This window comes from Nonomuraea maheshkhaliensis (genome assembly GCF_039529435.1).
GTDB lineage: Bacteria > Actinomycetota > Actinomycetes > Streptosporangiales > Streptosporangiaceae > Nonomuraea > Nonomuraea maheshkhaliensis.
This window is the reverse complement of record NZ_BAAAMU010000098.1, coordinates 16,531-38,015: the sequence shown is the minus strand read 5'-3', so window position 1 is coordinate 38,015 and position 21,485 is coordinate 16,531. Positions and strand designations below refer to the sequence as shown.

Sequence of the window (21,485 nt, the reverse complement as noted above, 5' to 3'; positions counted from 1 at the left end):
CCCGCCGCGAGCCCGCCGCCAGGACGCTGATCTCCGAGGCCGACCTCAACCGGGGCCACCGCCGCGTCCTCTACTGGGCCGCGCTGACGGCGATGGCCGCGCTGTTCCTGCTGATCTTCATCTTCCCCCTGTACTGGATGATCACCGGGGCCATGAAGGCGCCCGCCGAGCTGGCCGAGCCGGTGCCCACGCTGGTGCCGCGCGCGTGGCACCCCGAGACGTTCGCCGTCGCGTGGGAGCGGCTGGACCTGGGCCGGTTTCTGCTCAACACCGCCTTCTACACGGCCGGCGTCTGGCTCGTCACCCTCGTGGTGGACGTGGCGGCGGCGTACGCGCTGTCGCGCCTTCGGCCCGTGCTCGGCAAGCTGGTGCTGGGCCTGATCCTGGCCAGCCTCATGCTCCCGGCCGACGCGCTGCTCGTGCCGAAATACCTGGCCGTGGTGGACGTGCCGATCTTCGGCGTCAACCTGGTCGACTCGCCGTGGGCGCTGTGGCTGCCGGCCGTGGCCAACGCCTTCAACATCTACGTGCTCAAGCGCTTCTTCGACCGGATCCCCGGCGAACTGCTGGAGGCGGCGGCCATCGACGGGGCCGGGCGGCTGCGCACGCTGTGGAGCGTAGTACTGCCGCTGTCGCGGCCGGTGCTCGCCGTCGTGTCGATCTTCGCGATCATCGGCTCGTGGAAGGACTTCCTCTGGCCGCTGCTGGTGCTGCGCGACCCCCAGGCGCAGACGCTCAGCGTGGCGCTGAGCCGGTTGGCCATGACGGGGTACGTGCCCCAGAACGAGATGTTCGCCGCGCTCGCCATCGCCTCCATCCCGATGATCGTCATCTTCATGATCTTCCAGCGCGGGATACTCAACGGCCTGTCGGCCGGCGCGCTCAAGGGCTGATCCACCCCCCACCCCGAGTAAGGAGCCCGGTCCGCCATGCCCGAAAACACGCTGCCCGAAAACACGCTGCCCGAGAACACGCTGCCAGAGAAGACGCTGTCCGGAAGCACGCTCAGAACCCTGTTACTCGCCCTCCTCCCCGCCATCGCCCTCGCCTTCGTGGCCCTTCCCGCGCAGGCCGCCACCCGCACCTACCAGGCCGAGTCGGCCGCCCTGTCCGGCGGCGCGGCCATCAGCACCGAGCACGCCGGCTACACCGGCAGCGGCTTCGTGGCCGGCTACACCGACGGCAACAAGGGCCGCGCCGCCACCACGTTCACCGTCACCGCCGCCACCGCGGGCGCGGCCACCGTCGGCCTGCGCTACGCCAACGGCACCACCGCCACGATGTCCCTGTCCGTGTACGTCAACGGCACCAAGATCCGCCAGATCTCGCTGCCCGCCGTCGGCGCCTGGAACACCTGGGCCACCAGGGACGAGACGTTCACTCTCGACGCGGGCCAGAACACCATCGCCTACCGTTTCGACGCCACCGACCTCGGCAACGTCAACCTGGACAGCATCACGGTCGCCGACCCGGTGGCGGCGCTGCCGTACGAGATGGAGACCGCGTTCCTGTCCGGCGGCGCGAGCGTGGCCACCTCGATCGGCGGCTACGCCGGGACGGGCTACGCCACCGGGTTCACCACGCCGGGCGCCCGCGCCATCCGCACCGTGACCATGCCCGCCGCGGGCTCGGCCGCCACCACCTTGCGCTACGCCAACCCGACCGGCGGCGCCAGGACGCTCACCGCGTACGTCAACGGGCTCAAGGCCGGCCGCCTCACCCTGCCCGCCGGCTCCGGCTGGCTCACCCTCACCCATACGCTGACCCTGCGCGCGGGCTTCAACCTGATCGGCTACCAGTACGACAGCGGCGACACCGGCGGCGTCGCCCTCGACGGCATCACCGTCGACGGCGCCGGCACCCTCGCCGCCAGGGGCGCCACCGTCCCCTACACCGAGTACGAGGCCGAGCAGGGAACGACGAACGCCTCCGTCATCGGTCCCGACCGCGCCTACCTCACCCAGGCCGCCGAGGCGTCCGGCCGCCGCGCCGTCAAGCTCGACGCCACCGGCGAGTACGTCCAGTTCACCCTGACCAGGCCGGCGAACTCGATCGTCGTGCGCCACATCGTCCCCGACAACGCGGCGGGAACCGGGATCACCGCCCCGCTGGCCCTCTACGCCGACGGCGTCAAGCTGCAGGACCTCACGCTGAGCTCCGCCTACAGCTGGGTCTACGGCGCCTACCCGTACAGCAACGACCCGGCCGGCGGCAGCCCGCACCACTTCTTCGACGAGGCCCGCGCCCGCATCCCCGCCCAGCCCGCGGGCACGGTGCTGAAGCTGCAGAAGGACGCCTCGTCCAGCGCCGCCTATTACGTCATCGACCTCATCGACACCGAGCAGGTCGCACCGGCGCTGCCCATGCCCGCCGACCACCTGTCCGTCACCTCCTACGGCGCCGTCGCGAACGACACCGGCGACGACACCGCCGCGATCGACGCCGCCATCGCGGCCGCCCGCGCCCAGGGCAAGGGCGTGTGGATCCCGCAGGGCACGTTCGTCATCGGCTCCCGGATCAACGTGGCCGGGGTCGCGGTGCGCGGCGCGGGCCAGTGGTACAGCACCGTCCGCGGTACGAACGGCAAGGGTGGCTTCTTCGCCAGCGGCTCCGGCGTGCAGATCGCCGATCTGACCATCGCCGGCGACGTCCGTTACCGCGACGACGCCGCCTTCGACGCCGGCATCGAGGGGAACTTCGGCACCGGCTCCCTGGTGCACAACGTCTGGATGGAGCACGTCAAGGTGGGCATGTGGATCGACTCCGGCACCGACGGCCTGTACGTCGCCGGGGCGCGCATCCGCGACACGTTCGCCGACGGCGTCAACATCCACGCGAACGTCCGCGACACCCGCTTCGACCAGAGCGTCGTCCGCAACACCGGGGACGACGGGCTGGCCATGTTCTCGCAGGGCGCGGCGGTGACGAACTGCGCGTTCACCTTCAACACGGTCACCCTGCCGATGCTGGCCAACGCCGTCGGCGTCTACGGCGGCGCCGGCAACCGGGTCGAGGACAACCTGCTGTCCGACACCGTGACCGCCTCCGCCGGCATCGCCATCAGCACCCGCTTCGCGCCGGTGCCCTTCAGCGGCACCACCTCCGTCCGGCGCAACACGCTCACCAGGACCGGCGGGTACGAGCCCAACTGGGGAGCCCAGCTCGGTGGCCTGTGGATCTACGCCGACACGGCCGACATCACCGCGCCCGTCGTGGTCCAGGACGTCACCGTCAGCGACAGCCTCCACCAGGGGCTGCTGCTGAGCTGGCAGCGCACCATCTCGGGCCTCACCCTCGACAACGTCACCATCTCCGGCGCCGGCACGTACGGCATCGAGGCCGCCGCGGCCGGCAGCGCCACCGCGAGCGGCGTCAAGGTCACCGGGGCCGCGTCCGGCGGCCTGAACAACCCCACCGGCTACACCTTCGTCCGAGGTCAGGGCAACAGCGGCTGGTGACGGCCGCACCCCGGGGGACATGCGGCCGGTGACGGCCGAACCCCCGGGGGCATCCCGCCGAACTCCGGGTGCATCTCGCGGGATGCTCCCCTTTCTCCTCCTCTTCTCCGCCTCTCCTCCTCCGTCCGACAGTCAGGAGCCACGTGTCCCACCCCCAGCCGTCCGTGCCGTCCGCCGCCTGGTGGCGTACCGCCGCGATCTACCAGATCTACGTGCGCAGCTTCGCCGACGGGAACGGAGACGGCGTCGGCGACCTCGCCGGGCTCCGGCGGCGCCTGCCCTACCTGCGCGACCTGGGCGTGGACGCCCTCTGGCTCACCCCGTGGTACGTCTCCCCGATGGCGGACGCGGGCTACGACGTGGCCGACTACCGCGACATCGACCCCGTCTTCGGCACGCTCGCCGAGGCCGAGCGGCTCATCGCCGACGTGCACGCCCACGGCCTGCGCCTGCTCGTGGACCTGGTGCCCAACCACTGCTCGGCGCGGCACCCGTGGTTCGTCGAGGCGCTGGCGGGCGGACCGGCGCGGGAGCGGTTCTGGTTCCGGCCGGGACGGGGGCGCGACGGCGAGCTGCCGCCCAACGACTGGCGCTCCTACTTCGGCGGGCCGGCGTGGACACGGGTCGCGGACGGGCAGTGGTATCTGCACCTGTTCGCCCCCGAGCAGCCGGATCTGAGCTGGGAGCATCCGGAGGTGCGCGGGGAGTTCGAGGACATCCTGCGCTTCTGGCTGGATCGCGGGGTGGACGGATTCCGCGTGGACGTGGCGCACGGGCTGGTCAAGAAGGCCGGGCTGCCGGACGTGGGGGAGGACCCGGATCCGGCGGACCTGCCGTACCAGGACGTGGACGGCGTGCACGAGATCTACCGGTCGTGGCGGCGGGTCGCCGACTCCTATCCGGGCGAGCGGGTGTTCGTCGGCGAGGTGTGGCTGCCGACCCCCGCCCAGTACGCTCGCTACCTGCGCCCCGGCGAGCTGCACTCGGCGTTCAACTTCGAGTTCCTGTGCGGCGCCTGGGAGCCGGGCCCCGTCCGCGACGTGATCACCGCCACCCTGGCCACGCACGAGAGCGTCGGCGCGCCGCCCACCTGGGTGCTGTCCAACCACGACACGATCCGCCACGTCACCCGCTACGGCCGCGCCGAGACGGCCTTCGACATGGGGAACAAGCGCCACGGCGCGCCCAGCGACCTGGAGCTGGGCGTGCGCAGGGCCCGCGCGGCCGCGCTGCTCACGCTGGCGCTGCCCGGCGGCGTCTACGTCTACCAGGGCGACGAGCTCGGGCTGGCCGAGGTGGAGGACCTGCCGGAGGAGCTGCTGCAGGACCCCACCTGGGAACGCTCCAGCCACACCGACCGGGGCAGGGACGGCTGCCGGGTGCCGCTGCCCTGGTCGGGCGATGAGCCCCCGTTCGGCTTCTCACCGCCGGACGCGGCCCGCGCCCCCTGGCTGCCGCAGCCGCTGACCTGGAAGGGCGTGACCGCCGCCGCCCAGGCGGCCGACCCCCGCTCGATGCTCTCCCTCTACCGGTCCGCGCTGGCGCTGCGCCGCGACCTGCTCGCCGGGCTGCCCCCGGCGCTGACGTGGCTGGACGCCGAGCCCGGCGTGGTGGCGTTCGCCAGGGAGGAGGGATTCGCCTGCTTCGTGAACTTCACCGGCGCTCCCGTGCCGCTGCCCGGCCACGTCCTGCTCGCCAGCGCGCCGGTCGAGGACGGGCTCCTGGCCCCGGACGGCTGCGCCTGGGTACGGCTCCCGCCGCGCTGACTCGTACGGGGTACGGCTCCAGCGGCGCTGACCCCTGCCGGGTGCGGCTCCGGCCGCGCGGACCCGTACGGCAAAGTCGCCGGGGCTCTGAACAGGAGCGTTCGTCTCGTGCTGAAGGAACTTCTGGCCCAGCCCCGCACCCGCAGCAGTCCGCAAGCCTGTGTGCGCCCGCCCGGCCTGGCTCCACCCCAGGGTGGCCCGTATCGAGTTCCTGGCCGGGCTGGTCGTGGCCCTCGCCCTCATCCCCGGGGCGATCTCGTTCTCGATCATCGCCCGCGTCGATCCCAGCGTCGGCCTGTTCGCCTCCGTCACCATGGCGGTCGCCATCGCGGTCGCCGGCGGCCGGCCCGCGATGATCTCGGCGGCCACCGGTGCCATCGCCCTGGTGGTGGCCCCGCTGGCGCGCGAGCACGGCTTCGGCTACCTGATCGCCACCGTCATCCTCGGCGGCCTCATCCCGATCGTGCTCGGCGCCCTCGGGGTGGCCAAGCTGATGCGGTTCGTGCCGCGCAGCGTGATGGTCGGCTTCGTCAACACCCTCGCCGGGCTGGGCGTCCCCACGGTCGGTGACCGCGGCACGCCGCCGTCGTCGCTGCCGGTGCCCGGGCTGCCCGACGTGCCCCTCACGCTGGACACGCTCACCCTGCCGGCCCCGTACGCGCTCGCGTTCGCCCTGGTCGGCCTGATGGAGTCGCTGATGACGGCCAAGCTCGTGGACGACATCACCGACGCCCGCTCCAGCAAGACCCGCGAGTCCATCGGTCAGGGCCTGGCCAACATCGTCACCGGCCTGTTCGGCGGCATGGGCGGCTGCGCCATGATCGGCCAGACCATGATCAACGTGAAGAACGGCGCCCGCACCCGCCTGTCCACGTTCACCGCCGGGGTCATGCTCATGGTGCTGTGCATCGTCTTCGGGCCGTGGGTGTCGCAGATTCCGACGGCCGCGCTGGTCGCGGTGATGGCGCTGGTCTCGTTCGGCACCTTCGGCCGGCACTCGGTCGCGCCGGCCACGCCGCGGCGCGTGCCCGCGGGCGAGATCACGTCATGGTCGTCACCGTGGCCATCGTGGTCGCCACGCACAACCTGGCGATCGGTGTCGCCGCCGGGTCGCTGACCGGGCTGGTGATCTTCGCCCTCCGGGTCGCGCACCTCGCCCAGGTCTCTGGCCGTCGTCGACCCCGACGGCGAGCAGGCCGTCTACGCCGTCACCGGCCGGCTCTTCTGCGCCTCCACCGGCGACCTGGTCACCCGGTTCGACTACGCCGGCGACCCCGCGCAGGTGGTCATCACGCGGAGACGCACGCCGAGCTGTCCGGCGAACTGTCCGGAACAGCCCACTGAGCACCGGCGGGCGGGTGGGTCAGGCGGCGGCTCCGGCCAGGTGGGCCAGGTCGCCCAGCACCTCGGTGTTGAGCTGGTAGGCCAGCTTGACCTCGCCGATCATCCGCTGTTGTTCGCGCTCCGCGAGCCCCGTGCCCAGCTCGTCGAGCCGGGAGCGGTATTCGGTCTTGAACCGCGGCAGGCTGCCCAGCTCGTCGAAGATGTAGAAGTCGACGCCGCCGCCCTTGGCGTACCCGTAGATCTTCTGCAGCTCCATCCGGATGAACTGCCCGCCCGAGAGGTCGCCGAGATAGCGGGTGTAGTGGTGGGCCACGTAACCGGCCGGCCAGTCGGCCACCTGCTGGATGCGGGCCACGAGGGTGCGGGTGGACTTCGACGGGGTGATCCGCTCCCGCCAGCCGGAGCCGTAGATCGTCTCAAGGTCTCGCTCCAGCGCGGGCTCCCGATAGAGCTCGGGAAAGACGAAGCGGCCGGCCACCGGGTGGTCGGCGAGTGCGCGCGAGACGCCGTCGAGCGCGGTGTAGGCGAAGTAGTGTTGAGCCACCATCTCGCCGTAATCGTGCTCGCTCAGCCGACCGGCCATCAACGCGGAGAGGTAACCTTCCGACTCGGCGGACTCGTGGTCGGCCCAGGTGGCGGTTCGCAGGGTCTCGGAGAACGACGCGGTCACGCGGCCCACCTCTCGTGCTGACGTTTCATGACGAAGTGTCACAAACGCCGGCATCCGGCGTCAAGCTGATGACGACACCATGTCAGCAAATCCGGCCTCCCCACTTCCGTACCCCATGAACGGCCTCGCCAAGAGCCGGGTTCCCGCGCCGGTGTCCGGAGACCCTGTGTGACCGGCGTTCCGCCGGGCCCGGCGGCGGTAAAGCATTCATCCGCCGCACCTATAGTGAAAGAGATCCCGTGCGCGGGAAATTAAGCGGCAAAACCTCCATGTGTCGGGGCATTCGGCAGCAAGAGATCGTTTTTGGTGGGCGTCGTGAACGTGCTCCGGCCCGCATGGGCGTACACGGTCGGTGACGCTGGAGAGCCCCCAGTGGAGTGCCTGATGCCGATAAATCGCACTAGCATACGACCATTGCTGGCCGCCCCTACTGGAGTGATCCTTGTCCGTTCAAGCCGACACAGCCAGGCGACGCATAGAAGAACTGCTCAGGACCAGTGAAGAGCAGATCATCAGCCGCTGGGCCAAGATCGCCAAGGCGTCCCCGGAGGAGCTGTCGGAGCTCTACCGGGCGCTGCTCGCCGCACTCGACGCGGGCAAGAACGACTTCGCCGACGTCCGCGGACTGCTGGCCGAGCTCTCACGATCGCGGGCCCGCGCCGGCTTCGCGCCTTCCGACACGGCCAGGGCGGTGTTCGGGCTGAAGGAGGTCGTCTTCGAGCTCGCCGAGGCCGACGCCGACCGGGCCGAGGCGGCCGGCGGGCTGGTCTGGTTCTCCCGGCTGATCGACGACCTGGGGCTGTACACGTTCGAGACGTACACCGACGCCCGCGAGAAGATCATTCTGGACCAGGCCGAGCAGCTGCTCGAACTGTCCACCCCGGTGGTCAAGATGTGGGACGGCATCGTGGCGGTGCCGCTGATCGGCACCCTCGACTCCGCCCGCACCCAGGTCGTGATGGAGAAGCTGCTGCAGACGCTGGTCGACACCGGCGCCGAGCACGCGATCATCGACATCACCGGCGTCCCCGCCGTCGACACCCAGGTCGCCCAGCACCTGCTGAAGACGGTCGTCGCGGCCCGCCTGATGGGAGCGGAGTGCGTGATCTCCGGCATCCGCCCGCAGATCGCGCACACCATCGTCACGCTCGGCGTCGAGTTCGGCGACATCGTGACGAAGGCGTCCCTGGCCGACGCGCTCGCGCACACCTTCAGGCGCGCGGGCATCGAAGTGGGCCGGGCGCGTCCGGCGCACGTCTCCATCCGGGCGGAGAACGCCTGATGCAGCGCGTTCCCGTACTCAAACTCGGTGACGTCCTCATCGTCTCCATCCAGATCGACCTGGAGGACCAGAGCGTGCTCGCCCTCCAGGAAGACCTCGCCGACGCCGTGGTGGAGCACGGCGCCAGGGGAGTGATCATCGACATCACCGCCGTGGAGATCGTCGACTCCTTCATCGGCCGGATGCTGGCCACGATCGCCGGGATGTGCCGCATGCTCGACGCGCAGACCGTGGTCGTCGGCATGCGGCCGGCCGTGGCCATCACGCTCGTCGAGCTCGGGCTGTCGCTGGGCGGCGTCCGTACCGCACTCAACCTGGAGAAGGGGGTCGCGCTTCTGGACCACATCCGGAGCGCGACGCCGTGAGCGGCGAGCACGAGGTCGTCATCACGAGCAGCGCCGACGTCGTCGCGGTGCGCCAGCTCGTACGGAGTGTCGCCATCGAGATGGGCCTGTCCCTCGTCGACCAGACCAAGATCGTCACCGCCGCCAGCGAGCTGGCGCGCAACGCCCTGGTGTACGCCGGCGGCGGCGACGTGCGCATCCTGGTCGTCGAGAACGGCCCCAGGCGCGGGCTCAAACTGGTCGTCACCGACGAGGGCCCCGGCATCCCCGACCTCGAACTGGCCCTGACCGACGGCTGGACCACCGGGAACGGCCTCGGGCTCGGGCTCAGCGGATCGCGCCGGCTGGTCGACGAGTTCGACCTGCTGTCGGGACCGGGGAAGGGCACGACCGTGACGGTGACCAAATGGGCCAGATGACACCGGACCCGGTGACCTGGGGCCCGGTGACCTGGGGCCCGGTGACCTGGGGTGTGGCATGGGCGCGGTGACCGGCCCCCGCGCGGACGCCTGGGTCCGCGCCGAGGACCCCAGCGCGGTCGGCGCGGTCCGCCGCAAGGCCGTCGGGCTGGCCGAGGCGGCCGGGTTCGACCCGGTGCTCGTCGGGCAGACGGCCGTGGCCGTCAGCGAGGCCGTCTCCAACCTGGTCAAGCACGCGGTCGAGGGCACGGCCATGGTGCGCCCCCACCCGGAGGCCCCGGCCACCGTGGAGCTCATCTGCCTGGACCGCGGCCCCGGCATGGCCGACGTGGCCCGCGCGCTGCGCGACGGCTACTCCACCTCCGGCACCCTCGGCATCGGGCTGGGCGCCATCGCCCGCATCGCCTCCGGCTACGACGTTCACTCCCTGCCCGGCCGGGGAACCGTCCTGGCCATGCACTTCACCGCGGACGGCGCGGCCCCGCCGCCGCTACGGGCCGGCGGCGTGACGCGGCCGATCGGCGAGGAGCCGGTGTCCGGTGACGGCTTCGCCATCGCCAGGTCGGGCTCGGTGACGACCGTGCTGGTCTGCGACGGGCTCGGGCACGGCCACATCGCCGCGCAGGCCGCGCAGCGGGCCGTGGAGCTGTTCCACGGCGTGAGCGACCAGGAGCCGCTCGACATCGTGGCACGCCTGCACGCCGGCATGTCCGGCACCAGGGGCGGCGCCGTGGCGGTCGCCCGCGTCGAGCCGGGCGGCGTCTCCTACGCCGGCCTGGGCAACGTCTCCGGCTGGGTCGCGCACGGGGAAGGACGGCAGGGCATGGTGTCGGTTCCCGGCATCGCGGGGCATCGGGGAGGCCGGCTGCGCCAGTACTCCTACGAGCTGCCCGCGTACGCCGTCGTGGTCTTGCACACCGACGGGCTGACCGACCGCTGGGACCCGGCGGCGATCCCCGGCCTGTTCGCCCGCACCCCGGTGGTGATCGCCGCGGGTCTCCTGCGCGAAGCGGGCAGCAGGCGCGACGACGCCTGCGTGGTGACGGTGAGGCCGGCCCATGCCGGCCGCTGAGCTCGTCCGCGTCCGGCTCGACGCCGACCAGGACGTCTTCGTCCTGCGCCGCATCGGCCGCGCCGCCGCCGAGCTGGCCGGGCTCGACCAGCAGGACCAGATCCGGGTGGCGACGGCGCTCAGCGAGGCCGGCCGCGAGGTCTACGGCCCAGGTTCGAGCGCCACGATCGCCCTCGACGACCAGCGGCTGCTCATCACCCTGGACCACACCGGGCGCTCCGACCTGGCCGGCTCCGAGGGCCTGACGCTGGCCGGCCGGCTGGTGGACTCGGTCGTGCTCGACGAGCACAGCGTGACGCTCTCCAAACGGCTGCGCTTCCGCCCGCGGACCGTACCCGTCGAGGAGATCCGCACCATACTGGCCCGCCTGTCGCCGGTCTCCGCCCTCGACGAGCTGCGCGAGCAGAACAAGGAGCTGGCCGGCACCCTGGAGGACGTGCTGCGGCTCAACGCCGAGCTCCAGGAGACCAACTCCGGCGTGCTGGCGATGTACAACCAGCTCTCCGACGAACTGGAGGAGACCAACAGGGGAGTGGTCGCCCTCTACGCCGAGCTGGACGAGAAGTCCAGCCAGCTGCGCGTGACCACCGAGGCGCGCAACCGCTTCTGGGCCACCGTCAGCCACGAGCTGCGCACGCCGCTCAACTCCGTCATCGGCCTGGTCAGGCTGCTGACCGGCCCAGGAGGCGACGAGCTCACCGAGGAGCAGGAGCATCAGGTACGGCTCATCGGCAGCTCCACCGAGACGCTGCTTGAGCTGGTCAGCGAGCTGCTCGACATGGCCAAGGCGGAGTCGGGCCGCCTGGACCCGCAGCCGGCGCACGTGAACCTGGTCCAGGTCGCCGAGCAGCTGCGGGTGACGATGCGCCCGACCAGCGAGCAGGCCGGCGTCGAGCTGCGCCACGACGTGGCCCCCGAGGCCGCCGAACTGTACGCCGACGAGGGCATGCTGGTCAGGATCCTGCGCAACCTGCTGTCCAACGCGCTGAAGTTCACCGAGCACGGCGAGGTGACGCTGCGCGCCCGCCTCGACGACGCCGAGAACGAGGCCGTCATCACGGTCAGCGACACGGGCATCGGCATCCCGCCCGACCACATCGACCGCGTGTTCGAGGACTTCTACCAGATCCCCGGCTCCTTGCAGGTCAGGTACCGGGGGACGGGGCTCGGCCTGCCGTACGCCCGCAGGCTCGCCGAGGCGCTCGGCGGCACGCTGGAGCTGGCCAGCGCGGAGGGCGAGGGCACCACGGCCACGCTGCGCCTGCCCCACTACAGCGGGCCGCCCGAGCTGGAGCGGGTGCTGGTCGCCGACGACGACGAGGTGTTCCGCGCCGCCGCCCGCCGCATGCTGTACGGCTTCGCCACACACGTCGACGAGGCCCCCGACGGGGCCGTGGCGCTGGAGCTGATGGCGGCGGCCCCGCCCGACGTGATCCTGGTCGACCTGCTCATGCCGCGCATGGACGGCAACGTGCTGCTCCAGCGGATGGCCGAGGACGAGCGGCTGCGCGACATCCCCGTGGTCGTGGTGACGATCGCGCCGCAGCAGGCTCCCGACACCAAGAAGGTGCTGTCCAAGCACGGTTTGAGAAGGGAACAACTGCTTCATGCCATCCGGGGCGCGAAGGGGACGAAGGATGCCTGAGACGGCGACCGTCATGGTGGTCGACGACACGCCGACGAAGCGGTACATCCTGTCGAGCTGGCTGCGCCGGTCAGGCCACACCGTGATCGAGGCGAGCGGCGGCGAGGAGGCGCTGCGGCTGCTCGCCGCGCACCACGTCGACCTGGTCGTCCTCGACGTGCGGCTGCCCGACATCCCCGGGTACGAGGTGTGCGAGCGCATCAAGGGCGACCCTGAGACCGCCGCGATCCCCGTCATCCAGGTCTCGGCCAACGCCATCACCGTGGCCGACCGGGCCGAGGGGCTGGAGCGCGGCGCGGACGCCTACCTGGCCGAGCCGATCGAGCCGGCCGAGTTCGCCGCCACGGTCGAGGCCATGCTGCGCTACTACCGGGCGCGCTGGCGGGCCGAGCTCATGGCCAGGCGGCTGGCCGTGCTGGCCGAGGTGACGCTGCGCATCAACGAGTCCGAGAGCTTCGACGAACTGCTGACGGTGGCCGTCGAGGGCTCGGCCGAGCTGCTGAACCGCTACTGCGGCACCCTGGCGCTGATGCCCGACGGACGGACCCGCCGTTACCGCGCCAAACCGGGCGAACGGGCCGTCGCTGCCCCCGCCGGGCCCGACCTGCTCGACCGCCTCAGCCGGATGGTGCAGCGGGAGGCGGCCCGCACCCACGTGTTCACCCTGCACGCGGACGAGTGGCGCGGCCTGCTGCCCGACGTGCGGATCGAGGGCAGCAGCACGGGCGTGCTCTGCCGGACGAAGAACTCGAAGGCGCCCATCTACCTGGGGGTGGAGGCCCACCCGCCGCTCGACACCGACGAGGTGAACCTGCTGCGCCAGCTCGGCCAGGAGCTGGCCCTGGCGGTGGACGCGCTGCGCGCGTACGCGGAGGAGCACACGATCGCGCTCACCCTGCAGCGCAGCCTGCTGCCCACCCGCATCCCCGAGGTGCCCGGCCTTCAGGTGGCGATGCGCTACCAGCCGGCCGCGGACAACATCGAGGTGGGCGGTGACTTCTACGAGGTGCTGCCGATCGACGAGCGGGTGCTGGTGGCCATCGGCGACGTGGAGGGGCACTCGCTGCACGCCGCGACCGTGATGGCCGAGCTGCGCCACGCCATGCGGGCCTCGTTCATCGGCCAGGTGGACCTCAGCGCCTCGCTCGACCTGCTCAACCAGATGATGCGGCGCTACCACCCGCGCATGACCGCGACCCTGTGCCTGGTGCTCATCGACCCGGCCACGGGGGAGATCGAGGTGGCCAACGCCGGGCACATCCCGCCGCTGTTCTCCGGTCCCGGCTGCGCCTATCACAACCTGGGCAACCTGCTGCTCGGCGCCCTGCCGGAGTCGTACACGGTGGATCGGCTGAAGCTGCCGCCCGGCGGCACGCTGCTGCTGTTCACCGACGGGCTCGTGGAGGACCGGCACATCTCGCTGGACGAGAGCATGGAGACCGCCAGGCGGCTCGCGGAGGTCGTCGAGGACGACCTGGAGGAGTTCGCCGACCGGATGCTGGCCGCGTTCGGGGCCCGCGAGGACGACGTGGCACTCGTCGTCGTCCGCCGGGACCCGTGACGGCAGGACCCCGTGGCGCCGGACCCGTGACGGCGGGGCCCGTGACTCAGGAGGCCCGCTCCGCGTAGTGGCAGGCGGCGTGGTGGTCGCCGCCGTCCGGCCCCGGCTCCAGCACCGGCTCCTCCTCGGCGCACCGCTCGGTGGCCTTCCAGCAGCGCGTGTGGAACCGGCACCCCGGCGGTGGCGCGACCGGGCTCGGCGGGTCCCCGGCGAGCATGATGCGCGAGCGCCCCTTCAGCCGCGGCTTCGGCACGGGAGCCGCCGACAACAGCGCCATCGTGTACGGATGCGCCGGCGCCCCGTACACCCCGGCCGCCGGCCCGGTCTCGGCCACCCGCCCGAGGTACATCACCCCCACCCGGTGCGACACGTGCCGCACCACGGCCAGGTCGTGCGCGATGAACACCAGCGCCACCCCGAGCGTGCGCTGCAACTGCGCGAACAGGTTGACCACCTGCGCCTGCACCGACATGTCCAGCGCCGAGACCGGCTCGTCGCACACGATCACGTCGGGCTCGGTGGCCAGGGCCCTGGCGATGCCGATGCGCTGCCGCTGCCCGCCGGAGAACTCGTGCGGGAACCGGTTCATCCGGTCGGGGGACAGGCCCACCAGCGTCAGCAGCTCCCCGACCCGGTCGCGCATGGCGCGCGAGCCCTGCGCCAGCCGGTGCACGCGCAGCGGCTCGGCCACGATGTCGTGCACCGTCATGCGCGGGTTGAGCGAGGTGAGCGGGTCCTGGAAGACCATCTGGACCCGCCGCCTGATGTCGCGCGGCACGCCGCCCCTGGTGAAGAAGGGCTGCCCGCGGAAGGTGACCTCGCCCTGGTCGGGGCGTTCGAGGCCGACGAGCATGCGGGCCAGGGTGGACTTGCCGCAGCCGGACTCGCCGACGATGCCCAGCGTCTCACCGGCGTACAGCTCCAGGTCCACGCCCGCGACCGCGCGCACGCCGCCGCCCCTGGAGAGCAGGCCGCCGCGGTAGGTCTTGTGCAGGTCCGTGGCCCGCAGCACGGGCTCCCTGACGTCAGGCGAGGGCGCCATCGAGCATCTCCTCCGAGTGGTGGCAGGCGGTGTAGCGGCCGGCGCCGGTCTCCAGCAGCGTCAGGGCGGGCCGGGTGGTCACGCACACCTCGCTCGCGCGCGCGCAGCGCGGCGCGAAGGAGCAGCCGGGCGGCGTCTCGGCGGGGCTGGGCGGGGCGCCGGGGATGGCGCGCAGCTCCGAGGCGGGGGTGTCGAGGTCGGGGATGGCGGCGAGCAGAGCCTCCGTGTACGGATGCGCGGGCAGGTCGTAGATCTCCTCGACCTCGCCGCGTTCGACGATGCGGCCCGCGTACATCACCGCCACCCGGTCGCTGACCTCGGCGGCGACCCCGAGATCGTGGGTGATGAGCAGCACCGCGGTGCCCAGCTCGCGCCGCAGCCGGTCGAGCAGCTCCAGGATCTGCGCCTGCACGGTCACGTCGAGCGCGGTCGTCGGCTCGTCGGCGATGATCAGGTCGGGCTCCAGCGCCACCGCCATGGCGACCAGGATCCGCTGCCGCATCCCGCCGGAGAACTGGTGCGGGTAGTCGTTGATCCGCTGGGCCGCGGCCGGGATGCCGACCAGGTCCAGCATCTCGATCGAGCGGGCCTTGGCCTCCCGGCGGGACAGGCCGCGGTGCACCCGGTAGAGCTCGCCGATCTGGTCGCCGATGCTGAGCACGGGGTTGAGCGCCGACAGCGCGTCCTGGAAGACGAGCGTCATCTCGCTGCCGCGCAGCGCGCGCAGTTGGTCCTCGGTCATCGCGAGCAGGTCGCGTCCGCCGAGCTTGGCGCTCTCGCAGCGCACCCGGGCGCCGGGCTGGTCGAGCAGGCCCATGACGGCCTTGGCCGTGACGGATTTTCCCGAGCCGGACTCGCCGAGCAGCGCGAGCGTCTGGCCGCGCTCGATGGTCAGGTCCACCCCGCGCACCGCGGGGATCTCGCGTCCGTGTGCGGTGAACGTGACGTGCAGGTCGCGTATCTCCAGGACCGGTGGCTCGTTCACCGCACCCCCTTCTATGATCATGACGAAACATGGCGTTAACAAAGTCTGTGATGCCGGAAAACAACTCCAATATTGTCTTTCACGCCTGATTCTGGCAAGCTGCGGGCACTTGGACAAGAGGGGTTACCAGATGCTGGAAGCTGCGAAGAGCTACAAGGGCTACCGTTCGTACGAATACCTGGAGGAGGGCGTCGACTACCGCCGGTTCGACCTGGCGCCTGAGCTCGGCCGGGTCCCGGCCTACCAGGGGCCCGCGCTGACCTCCGAGCAGAGCGAGCGCGTACGTCGCCTGCTCACCGACAGCCTGGTCGTCTCCCTGCACGACCACCCGTCGATCTTCCCCGACGACATCGGCCAGACCGTCGACTACAACCGCACCGCCCGCCACCACACCGGCTACGAGGGCCTGGCCCGCTCCGGCATGACCGTCGTCTTCGACAACCTCATGGACGGCACCTGCTGCATCACCAGCCAGGCCGGCTGGAAGTGGAACGACGTGGTGGCCGACATCGGCATGCGCCTGTCGGACGTGGCGCACCAGGACTTCCTGATCAAGGTCGAGCGCCTGGCCGACGTGCACGAGGCGCACTCCAGCGGCCGGATCGGTCTCGTGCTCGCCCTGGAGGCGGCCACGATGATCGAGAACGAGGTCGACCGGATCGACATGCTCTACGGCTTCGGCGTGCGCCAGATGGGCATCGCCTACAGCGAGGCCAACACCCTGGGCAGCGGCCTGAAGGAGCGCGGCGACGGCGGGCTGACGCTGTTCGGCGAGAAGGCCGTGCGCCGGATGAACAAGCTGGGCATCGCCATCGACGTCTCCCACTCCGGCGACCAGACCTCGCTCGACACGATCCGCCACTCCGACCGGCCGATCCTCATCACCCACGCGGGCGCCCGCTCCGTCTGGCCGACCAACCGGATGAAGCCGGACTCGGTCATCAAGGCCGCGGCCGAGCGCGGCGGCGTGATCGGGCTGGAGGCGGCCCCGCACACCACCCTGTCGCCCGACCATCCCCGGCACAGCCTGGAGTCGGTGATGGACCACTTCACGTACTGTGTAGACCTGGTCGGCATCGACCACGTGGCCTTCGGGCCCGACACGCTGTTCGGCGACCACGTGGGGCTGCACGACACGTTCGCCGAGCACCTGTCGCTCAACGAGGCCCACGCGGGCCAGGCGTACGAGAAGGTCCCTTACGTGGACGGCCTGGAGAACCCGGCCGAGTGCTTCTGGAACATCATCTCGTGGCTCGTCACCCACGGTTACTCCGACGACGAGATCACCAAGGTCATCGGCGGCAACGTCATGCGCGTGCTGGAAGAGGTCTGGATCTGATGAGACGTGCGGTTCTTCTCACCGCGCTGGCCGTGGCGCTTACGGCCTGCGCTCCCAGTGTGCCCGGTTCCTCCGGTTCTTCCGGTTCCTCCCCGGGCGCGCAGGCACCCGCCAGCGCCGACCGGCTGACCATCGGCACCACCGCCGACGTGGTCAACTACAACCCGCTGGTCGGCAACAGCCGTACGGACTCGTGGGTCACCGACCTCATGTACCCGAAGCTGACCCAGATGGACGCCACCGGCAAGCGGATCCCGTACCTGGCGACCGAATGGTCCTACTCCGACGACGGCAAGGTCGCCACCGCCAAGCTGCGCGACGACATGAAGTGGTCCGACGGCAAGCCGGTCACCGCCTCCGACGTCGTGTTCTCGGTGACCGCGGTGCAGAAGGAGAAGTTCGGCGTGGTGGCCGGGCTCATCACCGCGCTGGACAAGGCCGAGGCGGTCTCGCCGACCGAGGTGCGCTTCAAGCTCACCCGCCCCGACGGGACGTTCCTCGACAACGTGGGCTTCTGGCTGCCCGTCGTGCCCGAGCACGTCTTCTCCAAGGCGCCGAGCGTGCAGAAGTTCGCCAACGACAAGGACTGGGTCAGCGCGGGGCCGTTCAAGCTGACCAAGGTCGAGCGCGGCCAGCGCTACATCATGGACCGGGTGGACGACTTCGGCCCCGGTCAGCCCACGGTCAAGCAGGTCGTCTTCCGCGTCTTCCCCGACGTCAACACCGAGGTCCTGGCGCTGCGCAACGGCGAGATCGACATGATCGGCAACGTGCTGCCGCCGGCCACCGCGACCGAGCTGAAGAGCGACCCGAAGGTCAAGCTGGAGCAGATCCCGTCGCTGGGCTGGGCGCACCTGCAGTACAACACCAAGCGCAAGCCGCTCGACGACGTCCGCGTCCGCCAGGCGCTGGCCCACGCCGTCGACTACGAGGCGATCAGGAACATCGCGCTGAAGGGCTTCGCCAAGTCCTCCAACTCCAGCGTGCTGACGCCCTCGCTGCCCCAGTGGACCGACACGGCCTCGAAGGAGTACGCCTTCGACCCCGAGCAGTCCAAGAAGCTGCTGGCCGAGGCCGGGCAGACGAACCTCAGCCTGAGCATGATCTACGACCAGGCCGACCCGAACATCGCCCGCTGGGCGCCCATGGTCCGCGACGCGGCCAAGAAGGCCGGCATCACGATCGAGCTGCAGGGCCTGGAGCGCAACACATACCTGGACAAGACCACCAAGCGGGACTTCGACATCTACGCCGGCTCGTGGGCGGTCATGGACAACCCGCCCGCCAACCTGGGGCTGGCCTTCAAGAGCGGCGGGTTCATCAACTACGCCCAGGTCGAGGACCCCAAGCTGGACGACCTGATCGACCAGGCGCAGCGGGCGCTCACCCAGGAGGAGGCCAAGGCGCCGATCCAGGAGGCGGCCAGGATCATCCATGACCAGGTCTACGACAACGTCCTGTACGTCGAGACGTTCAACGTCGCCCACTCCGCCAAGTGGACCGGGTTCCAGCCGATGCCCAGCGAGCTGCTGTCCATCCTGAACCCGCTCTCCCTCGCCGCGGCGAAGCCGGCGGGCTGATCGGCATGCGCTTCATCGGCCTCCGGCTGGCCCGCGGCCTGCTCACCCTCTGGTTCGCGGTCACGGTGACGTTCTTCCTGGTGCGGCTGCTGCCAGGTGACCCGGTGCTGGCCGTGGCCGATCCGAACATGACCGAGGAACTGCGCCAGAAGCTGCTCGCCGACTTCGGCCTGGACAAGCCGCTGGCGGCGCAGTACCTCGACTATCTCGGCCAGCTGGTGCAGGGCAACCTCGGCATGTCCTTCCGGCAGTCGATCCCCGTGACGACCGTGCTCATGGAGCGGCTGCCCTGGACGCTGATCCTGACGATCTCGGCCATGGTGGTGACGATCGCGCTGGGCATCCCGCTCGGCGTGCTCGCCGCCACCAGGGCCAAGGGCTGGCTGGACCGCGTCATCCAGCTCACCGGCATCACCGCGCAGTCGCTGTTCGTGCCGAGCGTCGGCATCCTGCTCATGTACGTGCTGGGCGTCTGGCTCGGCTGGTTCCCCATCGGCGGCGCGGTCGACCTCGACGCCACCGGCCTGGGCGCCACGCTCAGCATGCTGCACCACCTGGTGCTGCCGTGCCTGTCGTTGGTCTTCATCCAGCTCGGCGGCTACGTGCTGACGATGCGGACCACACTCATCGAGGCGCTCGGCGAGGACTACGTGTCCCTGGCCAAGGCCAAGGGCGTGCGGCCGGGGACGGTCGTGTGGAAGCACGCCCTGCGCAACGCGCTGCTGCCCACCACCACTATCGCCGGGCTGCAGCTCGGCACCCTCGTCGGCGGCGCGGTGCTGACCGAGACGATCTACGCCTATCCCGGCATCGGCCGCGCCATCTACGAGGCGGTCGGCCAGCTCGACTTCCCCGTCCTGCAAGGCGCGTTCGTGCTGCTCGCGGCCGCCGTCGTGGCGGCCAACCTGATCACCGACGTGGCCTACGGAATCCTCGACCCCAGGGTGCGTACCTCATGACGGCAGCCGCCGTGGAACTCACGCCGCGCCAGCGGACCTGGTCCTCCTTCCGCCGCAACCCCCTCGGCGTGGCCAGCGGGATCCTGCTGATCCTGCTGGCCCTGGTCGCGATCTGCGCGCCGCTGATCGCGCCGTTCCCCGAGGGGTACGGCGCCGACACCTCCCAGCCGCCCTCCGCCGCCCACTGGTTCGGCACCGACGACATCGGCCAGGACGTCTTCGCCCAGGTCGTCTGGGGCACCAGGGTCAGCATGGCGGTCGGCGTCAGCGCCTCTGTGCTGGCCATCGTCATCGGCCTGCTCATCGGTGTCTGCGCCGCCTACTTCCGGCGCCTGGACACCCCGCTCGGCGTGCTGGTGGACCTGTCGCTGTCGCTGCCCGTGCTGCCGCTGATGATCCTCGTCGCGGCGCTGGCCGGGCCCAGCGTGCGCACGCTGGCCGTGGTGATCGCGCTGTTCAGCTGGCCCGAGGTGGCCCGCGTGGTGCGCTCGCAGGCCCTGGCCATCGTGCCGATGCCGTTCGTGTCGGCGGCCAAGGTCGTCGGCGGCTCGTCCCTGTGGATCGTGCGCAAGCACCTGCTGCCCGGCGTCATCCCCGTCGTCGGCGTGTCGGTCGTGCTGACCACCTCCCGGGCCGTGCTGTCGGAGGCCGGGCTGTCCTTCCTCGGGCTCGGCGATCCGAACAGCTGGTCGTGGGGCACGATCCTGCACAAGGCGCAGCAGTCCGGCGCGCTGGCCTCCGCCTGGTGGACCACCCTGTTCCCGTCGCTGGCCATCCTGCTGCTCGTCCTGTCCACGACGCTGCTCTCCGTGGCCTACAACGACGCCCGCAACCACAGGAGCGACACATGACCTTCTCCCAGCGGCTGCCCGGCGCCTTCTACGCGGGCGCGCTCGACCGGGTACGAGCGGAGATGTCCCGCGAGGGCCTGTCCGCCCTGATCCTCGACGACCCGCTCGACGTCGCCTACCTGACCGGCTTCCACCACTTCCCGAACGAGCGCCCGGTCGCCTGCTGGCTGCCGCTCGACGGCGAGCCCGTGCTGCTCGTGCCCGACCTCGAACGCGAGTACGCGGAGGACCAGCAGGCGCGGGCCGAGATCGTGGCCTACCCCGAGTTCCCCGGCGTCAGGTCGCCGTTCGCGGTCCTGGCCGCGCACGTCCCCGCGCCGGAAGCGGCCGCGTACGCGCCCTCGACCAGTGTGGGCCGGGCGGAGGCGCTGGCCGAGGCGTTCTCCTCCACCCGCTGGAGCGCCTCGGGCGCGCTCGGCCGGGTGCGGCTGCGCAAGCTGCCCGAGGAGATCACGCTGCACGAGGAGGCCGCCCGCATCGCCGACCAGATGATCGAGGCCGGCGTCGAGCTGGTCAGGTCGGCCGTCGAGGCCGGCGGCGAACTGCCCACAGAGACCGAGCTGGCCGGGCACGTCATCTCCCACGGCTCCCGCCTCATGTACGCAAGGCACGAGGACGTCGTCGTCGTGCCCATGCTGACCGGCGGCCTCGTCTACGGCGGCCCCAACTCCGCCCAGCCGCACCGCCTGCCCGGCGGCGACCGGCTGCGCGCGGGGGAGACGTTCATGCTCTCGCTCGGCTGCGCCGTCGGCGGCCGGTTCGTGGAGAGCGAGCGCACGTTCGTCCTCGGCGAGCCCACTCCCGAGCAGGCCCGTTACTACGAGGTCGTGCGCGAGGCGCAGGAGATCGGCACCGAGGCGCTCGTCCCCGGCGCCACCTGCGAGGAGGCCAACCGCCGCTGCCTGGCGGTGATCGAGCGGGCCGGGTTCGCCGAGCACATCCGCCACCGCCAGGGGCACGGCATCGGGCTCGGCTTCCACGAGCCGCCCTGGCTGTCGTACGGCGACACCACCGAGCTGGCCCCCGGCATGATCCTGTCCAGCGAACCCGGCGTGTACGTGCCCGGCCACGCCGGATACCGCATCTCCGACACCGTCCTGGTCACCGAGTCGGGGCCGCGCCGCCTGACGGCGTACCCGCGCGAGCTCACCGACGTCATCATCTGATT

The 21,485-nt window shown here is 71.1% G+C and carries 17 protein-coding genes and 1 pseudogene; 15 read left to right on the top strand and 3 right to left on the bottom strand.

What is annotated here, in order from left to right:
• The 4 genes and pseudogenes from ABFX54_RS41915 to ABFX54_RS41900 form a co-directional block, all read left to right on the top strand.
• The coding region (locus ABFX54_RS41915; protein WP_346112453.1) for a carbohydrate ABC transporter permease at positions 1-893 on the top strand (893 nt) is incomplete at its 5' end.
• A 36-nt stretch (positions 894-929) separates the two neighbouring features.
• Positions 930-3,458, top strand: a complete 2,529-nt coding sequence (locus ABFX54_RS41910; protein ID WP_346112452.1) for a CBM35 domain-containing protein — start codon at positions 930-932, stop codon at positions 3,456-3,458.
• A 143-nt stretch (positions 3,459-3,601) separates the two neighbouring features.
• The gene (locus tag ABFX54_RS41905) at positions 3,602-5,224 is read left to right on the top strand and encodes a glycoside hydrolase family 13 protein (RefSeq protein ID WP_346112451.1); all 1,623 of its coding nucleotides are present in this window, start codon (positions 3,602-3,604) and stop codon (positions 5,222-5,224) included.
• Between the two features lie 160 nt (positions 5,225-5,384).
• Positions 5,385-6,515: pseudogene (locus ABFX54_RS41900) on the top strand (SulP family inorganic anion transporter); the annotation flags it as partial.
• Positions 6,516-6,587: 72 nt separating this feature from the next.
• Here the strand turns inward: ABFX54_RS41900 and ABFX54_RS41895 are convergent.
• A complete protein-coding gene (locus ABFX54_RS41895) occupies positions 6,588-7,238 on the bottom strand; it encodes a biliverdin-producing heme oxygenase (protein ID WP_346112454.1) in 651 nt (216 codons plus the stop codon).
• 442 nt (positions 7,239-7,680) lie between these two features.
• Here ABFX54_RS41895 and ABFX54_RS41890 point away from each other — a divergent pair, with 442 nt between their 5' ends.
• From ABFX54_RS41890 to ABFX54_RS41865, 6 genes are read left to right on the top strand one after another with little or no spacing between them, the layout of a single operon-like run.
• A complete protein-coding gene (locus tag ABFX54_RS41890) occupies positions 7,681-8,520 on the top strand; it encodes an STAS domain-containing protein (protein WP_346112450.1) in 840 nt (279 codons plus the stop codon).
• Positions 8,520-8,885: an STAS domain-containing protein gene (locus ABFX54_RS41885; RefSeq protein ID WP_346112449.1), complete on the top strand. Its 366-nt coding sequence runs from the start codon at positions 8,520-8,522 to the stop codon at positions 8,883-8,885. The genes ABFX54_RS41890 and ABFX54_RS41885 overlap by 1 nt, the downstream gene beginning before the upstream one ends.
• Complete coding sequence (locus tag ABFX54_RS41880) at positions 8,882-9,283, top strand: anti-sigma regulatory factor (RefSeq protein ID WP_346112448.1); 402 nt, start codon at positions 8,882-8,884, stop codon at positions 9,281-9,283. The genes ABFX54_RS41885 and ABFX54_RS41880 overlap by 4 nt, the downstream gene beginning before the upstream one ends.
• A gap of 58 nt (positions 9,284-9,341) precedes the next feature.
• Entirely contained in the window at positions 9,342-10,355 is a 1,014-nt protein-coding gene (locus tag ABFX54_RS41875) for an ATP-binding protein (protein WP_346112447.1), read from the top strand.
• Positions 10,342-12,000, top strand: coding sequence for an ATP-binding response regulator (locus ABFX54_RS41870; protein ID WP_346112446.1), 1,659 nt, complete (start codon positions 10,342-10,344; stop codon positions 11,998-12,000). The genes ABFX54_RS41875 and ABFX54_RS41870 overlap by 14 nt, the downstream gene beginning before the upstream one ends.
• Positions 11,993-13,561, top strand: coding sequence for a SpoIIE family protein phosphatase (locus tag ABFX54_RS41865; RefSeq protein ID WP_346112445.1), 1,569 nt, complete (start codon positions 11,993-11,995; stop codon positions 13,559-13,561). Before ABFX54_RS41870 ends, ABFX54_RS41865 begins: the two co-directional genes overlap by 8 nt.
• A 46-nt stretch (positions 13,562-13,607) precedes the next feature.
• Here the strand turns inward: ABFX54_RS41865 and ABFX54_RS41860 are convergent, their stop codons facing one another.
• Both ABFX54_RS41860 and ABFX54_RS41855 read right to left on the bottom strand, forming a co-directional pair.
• Positions 13,608-14,603: an ABC transporter ATP-binding protein gene (locus ABFX54_RS41860; RefSeq protein WP_346112444.1), complete on the bottom strand. Its 996-nt coding sequence runs from the start codon at positions 14,601-14,603 to the stop codon at positions 13,608-13,610.
• Positions 14,587-15,588, bottom strand: a complete 1,002-nt coding sequence (locus tag ABFX54_RS41855; protein WP_346112443.1) for an ABC transporter ATP-binding protein — start codon at positions 15,586-15,588, stop codon at positions 14,587-14,589. The genes ABFX54_RS41860 and ABFX54_RS41855 overlap by 17 nt, the downstream gene beginning before the upstream one ends.
• A gap of 130 nt (positions 15,589-15,718) precedes the next feature.
• Between ABFX54_RS41855 and ABFX54_RS41850 the strand changes: the two genes are divergently transcribed.
• Genes ABFX54_RS41850 through ABFX54_RS41830 form a run of 5 tightly spaced genes read left to right on the top strand, consistent with a single transcriptional unit; the run spans position 15,719 to position 21,483 of the window.
• Complete coding sequence (locus ABFX54_RS41850) at positions 15,719-16,927, top strand: dipeptidase (protein ID WP_346112441.1); 1,209 nt, start codon at positions 15,719-15,721, stop codon at positions 16,925-16,927.
• Positions 16,927-18,507 carry an ABC transporter substrate-binding protein gene (locus ABFX54_RS41845; RefSeq protein WP_346112440.1) on the top strand — a complete coding sequence of 527 codons (1,581 nt, stop codon included), beginning with the start codon at positions 16,927-16,929 and terminating at the stop codon, positions 18,505-18,507. Before ABFX54_RS41850 ends, ABFX54_RS41845 begins: the two co-directional genes overlap by 1 nt.
• A gap of 5 nt (positions 18,508-18,512) precedes the next feature.
• Complete coding sequence (locus ABFX54_RS41840) at positions 18,513-19,466, top strand: ABC transporter permease (protein WP_346112439.1); 954 nt, start codon at positions 18,513-18,515, stop codon at positions 19,464-19,466.
• Entirely contained in the window at positions 19,463-20,317 is an 855-nt protein-coding gene (locus ABFX54_RS41835; RefSeq protein WP_346112437.1) for an ABC transporter permease, read from the top strand. The genes ABFX54_RS41840 and ABFX54_RS41835 overlap by 4 nt, the downstream gene beginning before the upstream one ends.
• Positions 20,314-21,483, top strand: coding sequence for a M24 family metallopeptidase (locus tag ABFX54_RS41830; protein ID WP_346112436.1), 1,170 nt, complete (start codon positions 20,314-20,316; stop codon positions 21,481-21,483). The genes ABFX54_RS41835 and ABFX54_RS41830 overlap by 4 nt, the downstream gene beginning before the upstream one ends.
• Positions 21,484-21,485 lie beyond the last annotated feature (2 nt).

What these genes read in the sequence shown, in the direction of transcription:
- ABFX54_RS41870 (WP_346112446.1), top strand. Translation starts at nt 10,342, where the DNA reads ATGCCGGCCGCTGAGCTCGTCCGCGTCCGGCTCGACGCCGACCAGGAC.
- ABFX54_RS41840 (WP_346112439.1), top strand. Translation starts at nt 18,513, where the DNA reads ATGCGCTTCATCGGCCTCCGGCTGGCCCGCGGCCTGCTCACCCTCTGG.
- ABFX54_RS41860 (WP_346112444.1), bottom strand. Translation starts at nt 14,603, where the DNA reads ATGGCGCCCTCGCCTGACGTCAGGGAGCCCGTGCTGCGGGCCACGGAC.
- ABFX54_RS41850 (WP_346112441.1), top strand. Translation starts at nt 15,719, where the DNA reads ATGCTGGAAGCTGCGAAGAGCTACAAGGGCTACCGTTCGTACGAATAC.
- ABFX54_RS41875 (WP_346112447.1), top strand. Translation starts at nt 9,342, where the DNA reads ATGGGCGCGGTGACCGGCCCCCGCGCGGACGCCTGGGTCCGCGCCGAG.
- ABFX54_RS41910 (WP_346112452.1), top strand. Translation starts at nt 930, where the DNA reads ATGCCCGAAAACACGCTGCCCGAAAACACGCTGCCCGAGAACACGCTG.
- ABFX54_RS41885 (WP_346112449.1), top strand. Translation starts at nt 8,520, where the DNA reads ATGCAGCGCGTTCCCGTACTCAAACTCGGTGACGTCCTCATCGTCTCC.
- ABFX54_RS41835 (WP_346112437.1), top strand. Translation starts at nt 19,463, where the DNA reads ATGACGGCAGCCGCCGTGGAACTCACGCCGCGCCAGCGGACCTGGTCC.
- ABFX54_RS41845 (WP_346112440.1), top strand. Translation starts at nt 16,927, where the DNA reads ATGAGACGTGCGGTTCTTCTCACCGCGCTGGCCGTGGCGCTTACGGCC.
- ABFX54_RS41830 (WP_346112436.1), top strand. Translation starts at nt 20,314, where the DNA reads ATGACCTTCTCCCAGCGGCTGCCCGGCGCCTTCTACGCGGGCGCGCTC.
- ABFX54_RS41865 (WP_346112445.1), top strand. Translation starts at nt 11,993, where the DNA reads ATGCCTGAGACGGCGACCGTCATGGTGGTCGACGACACGCCGACGAAG.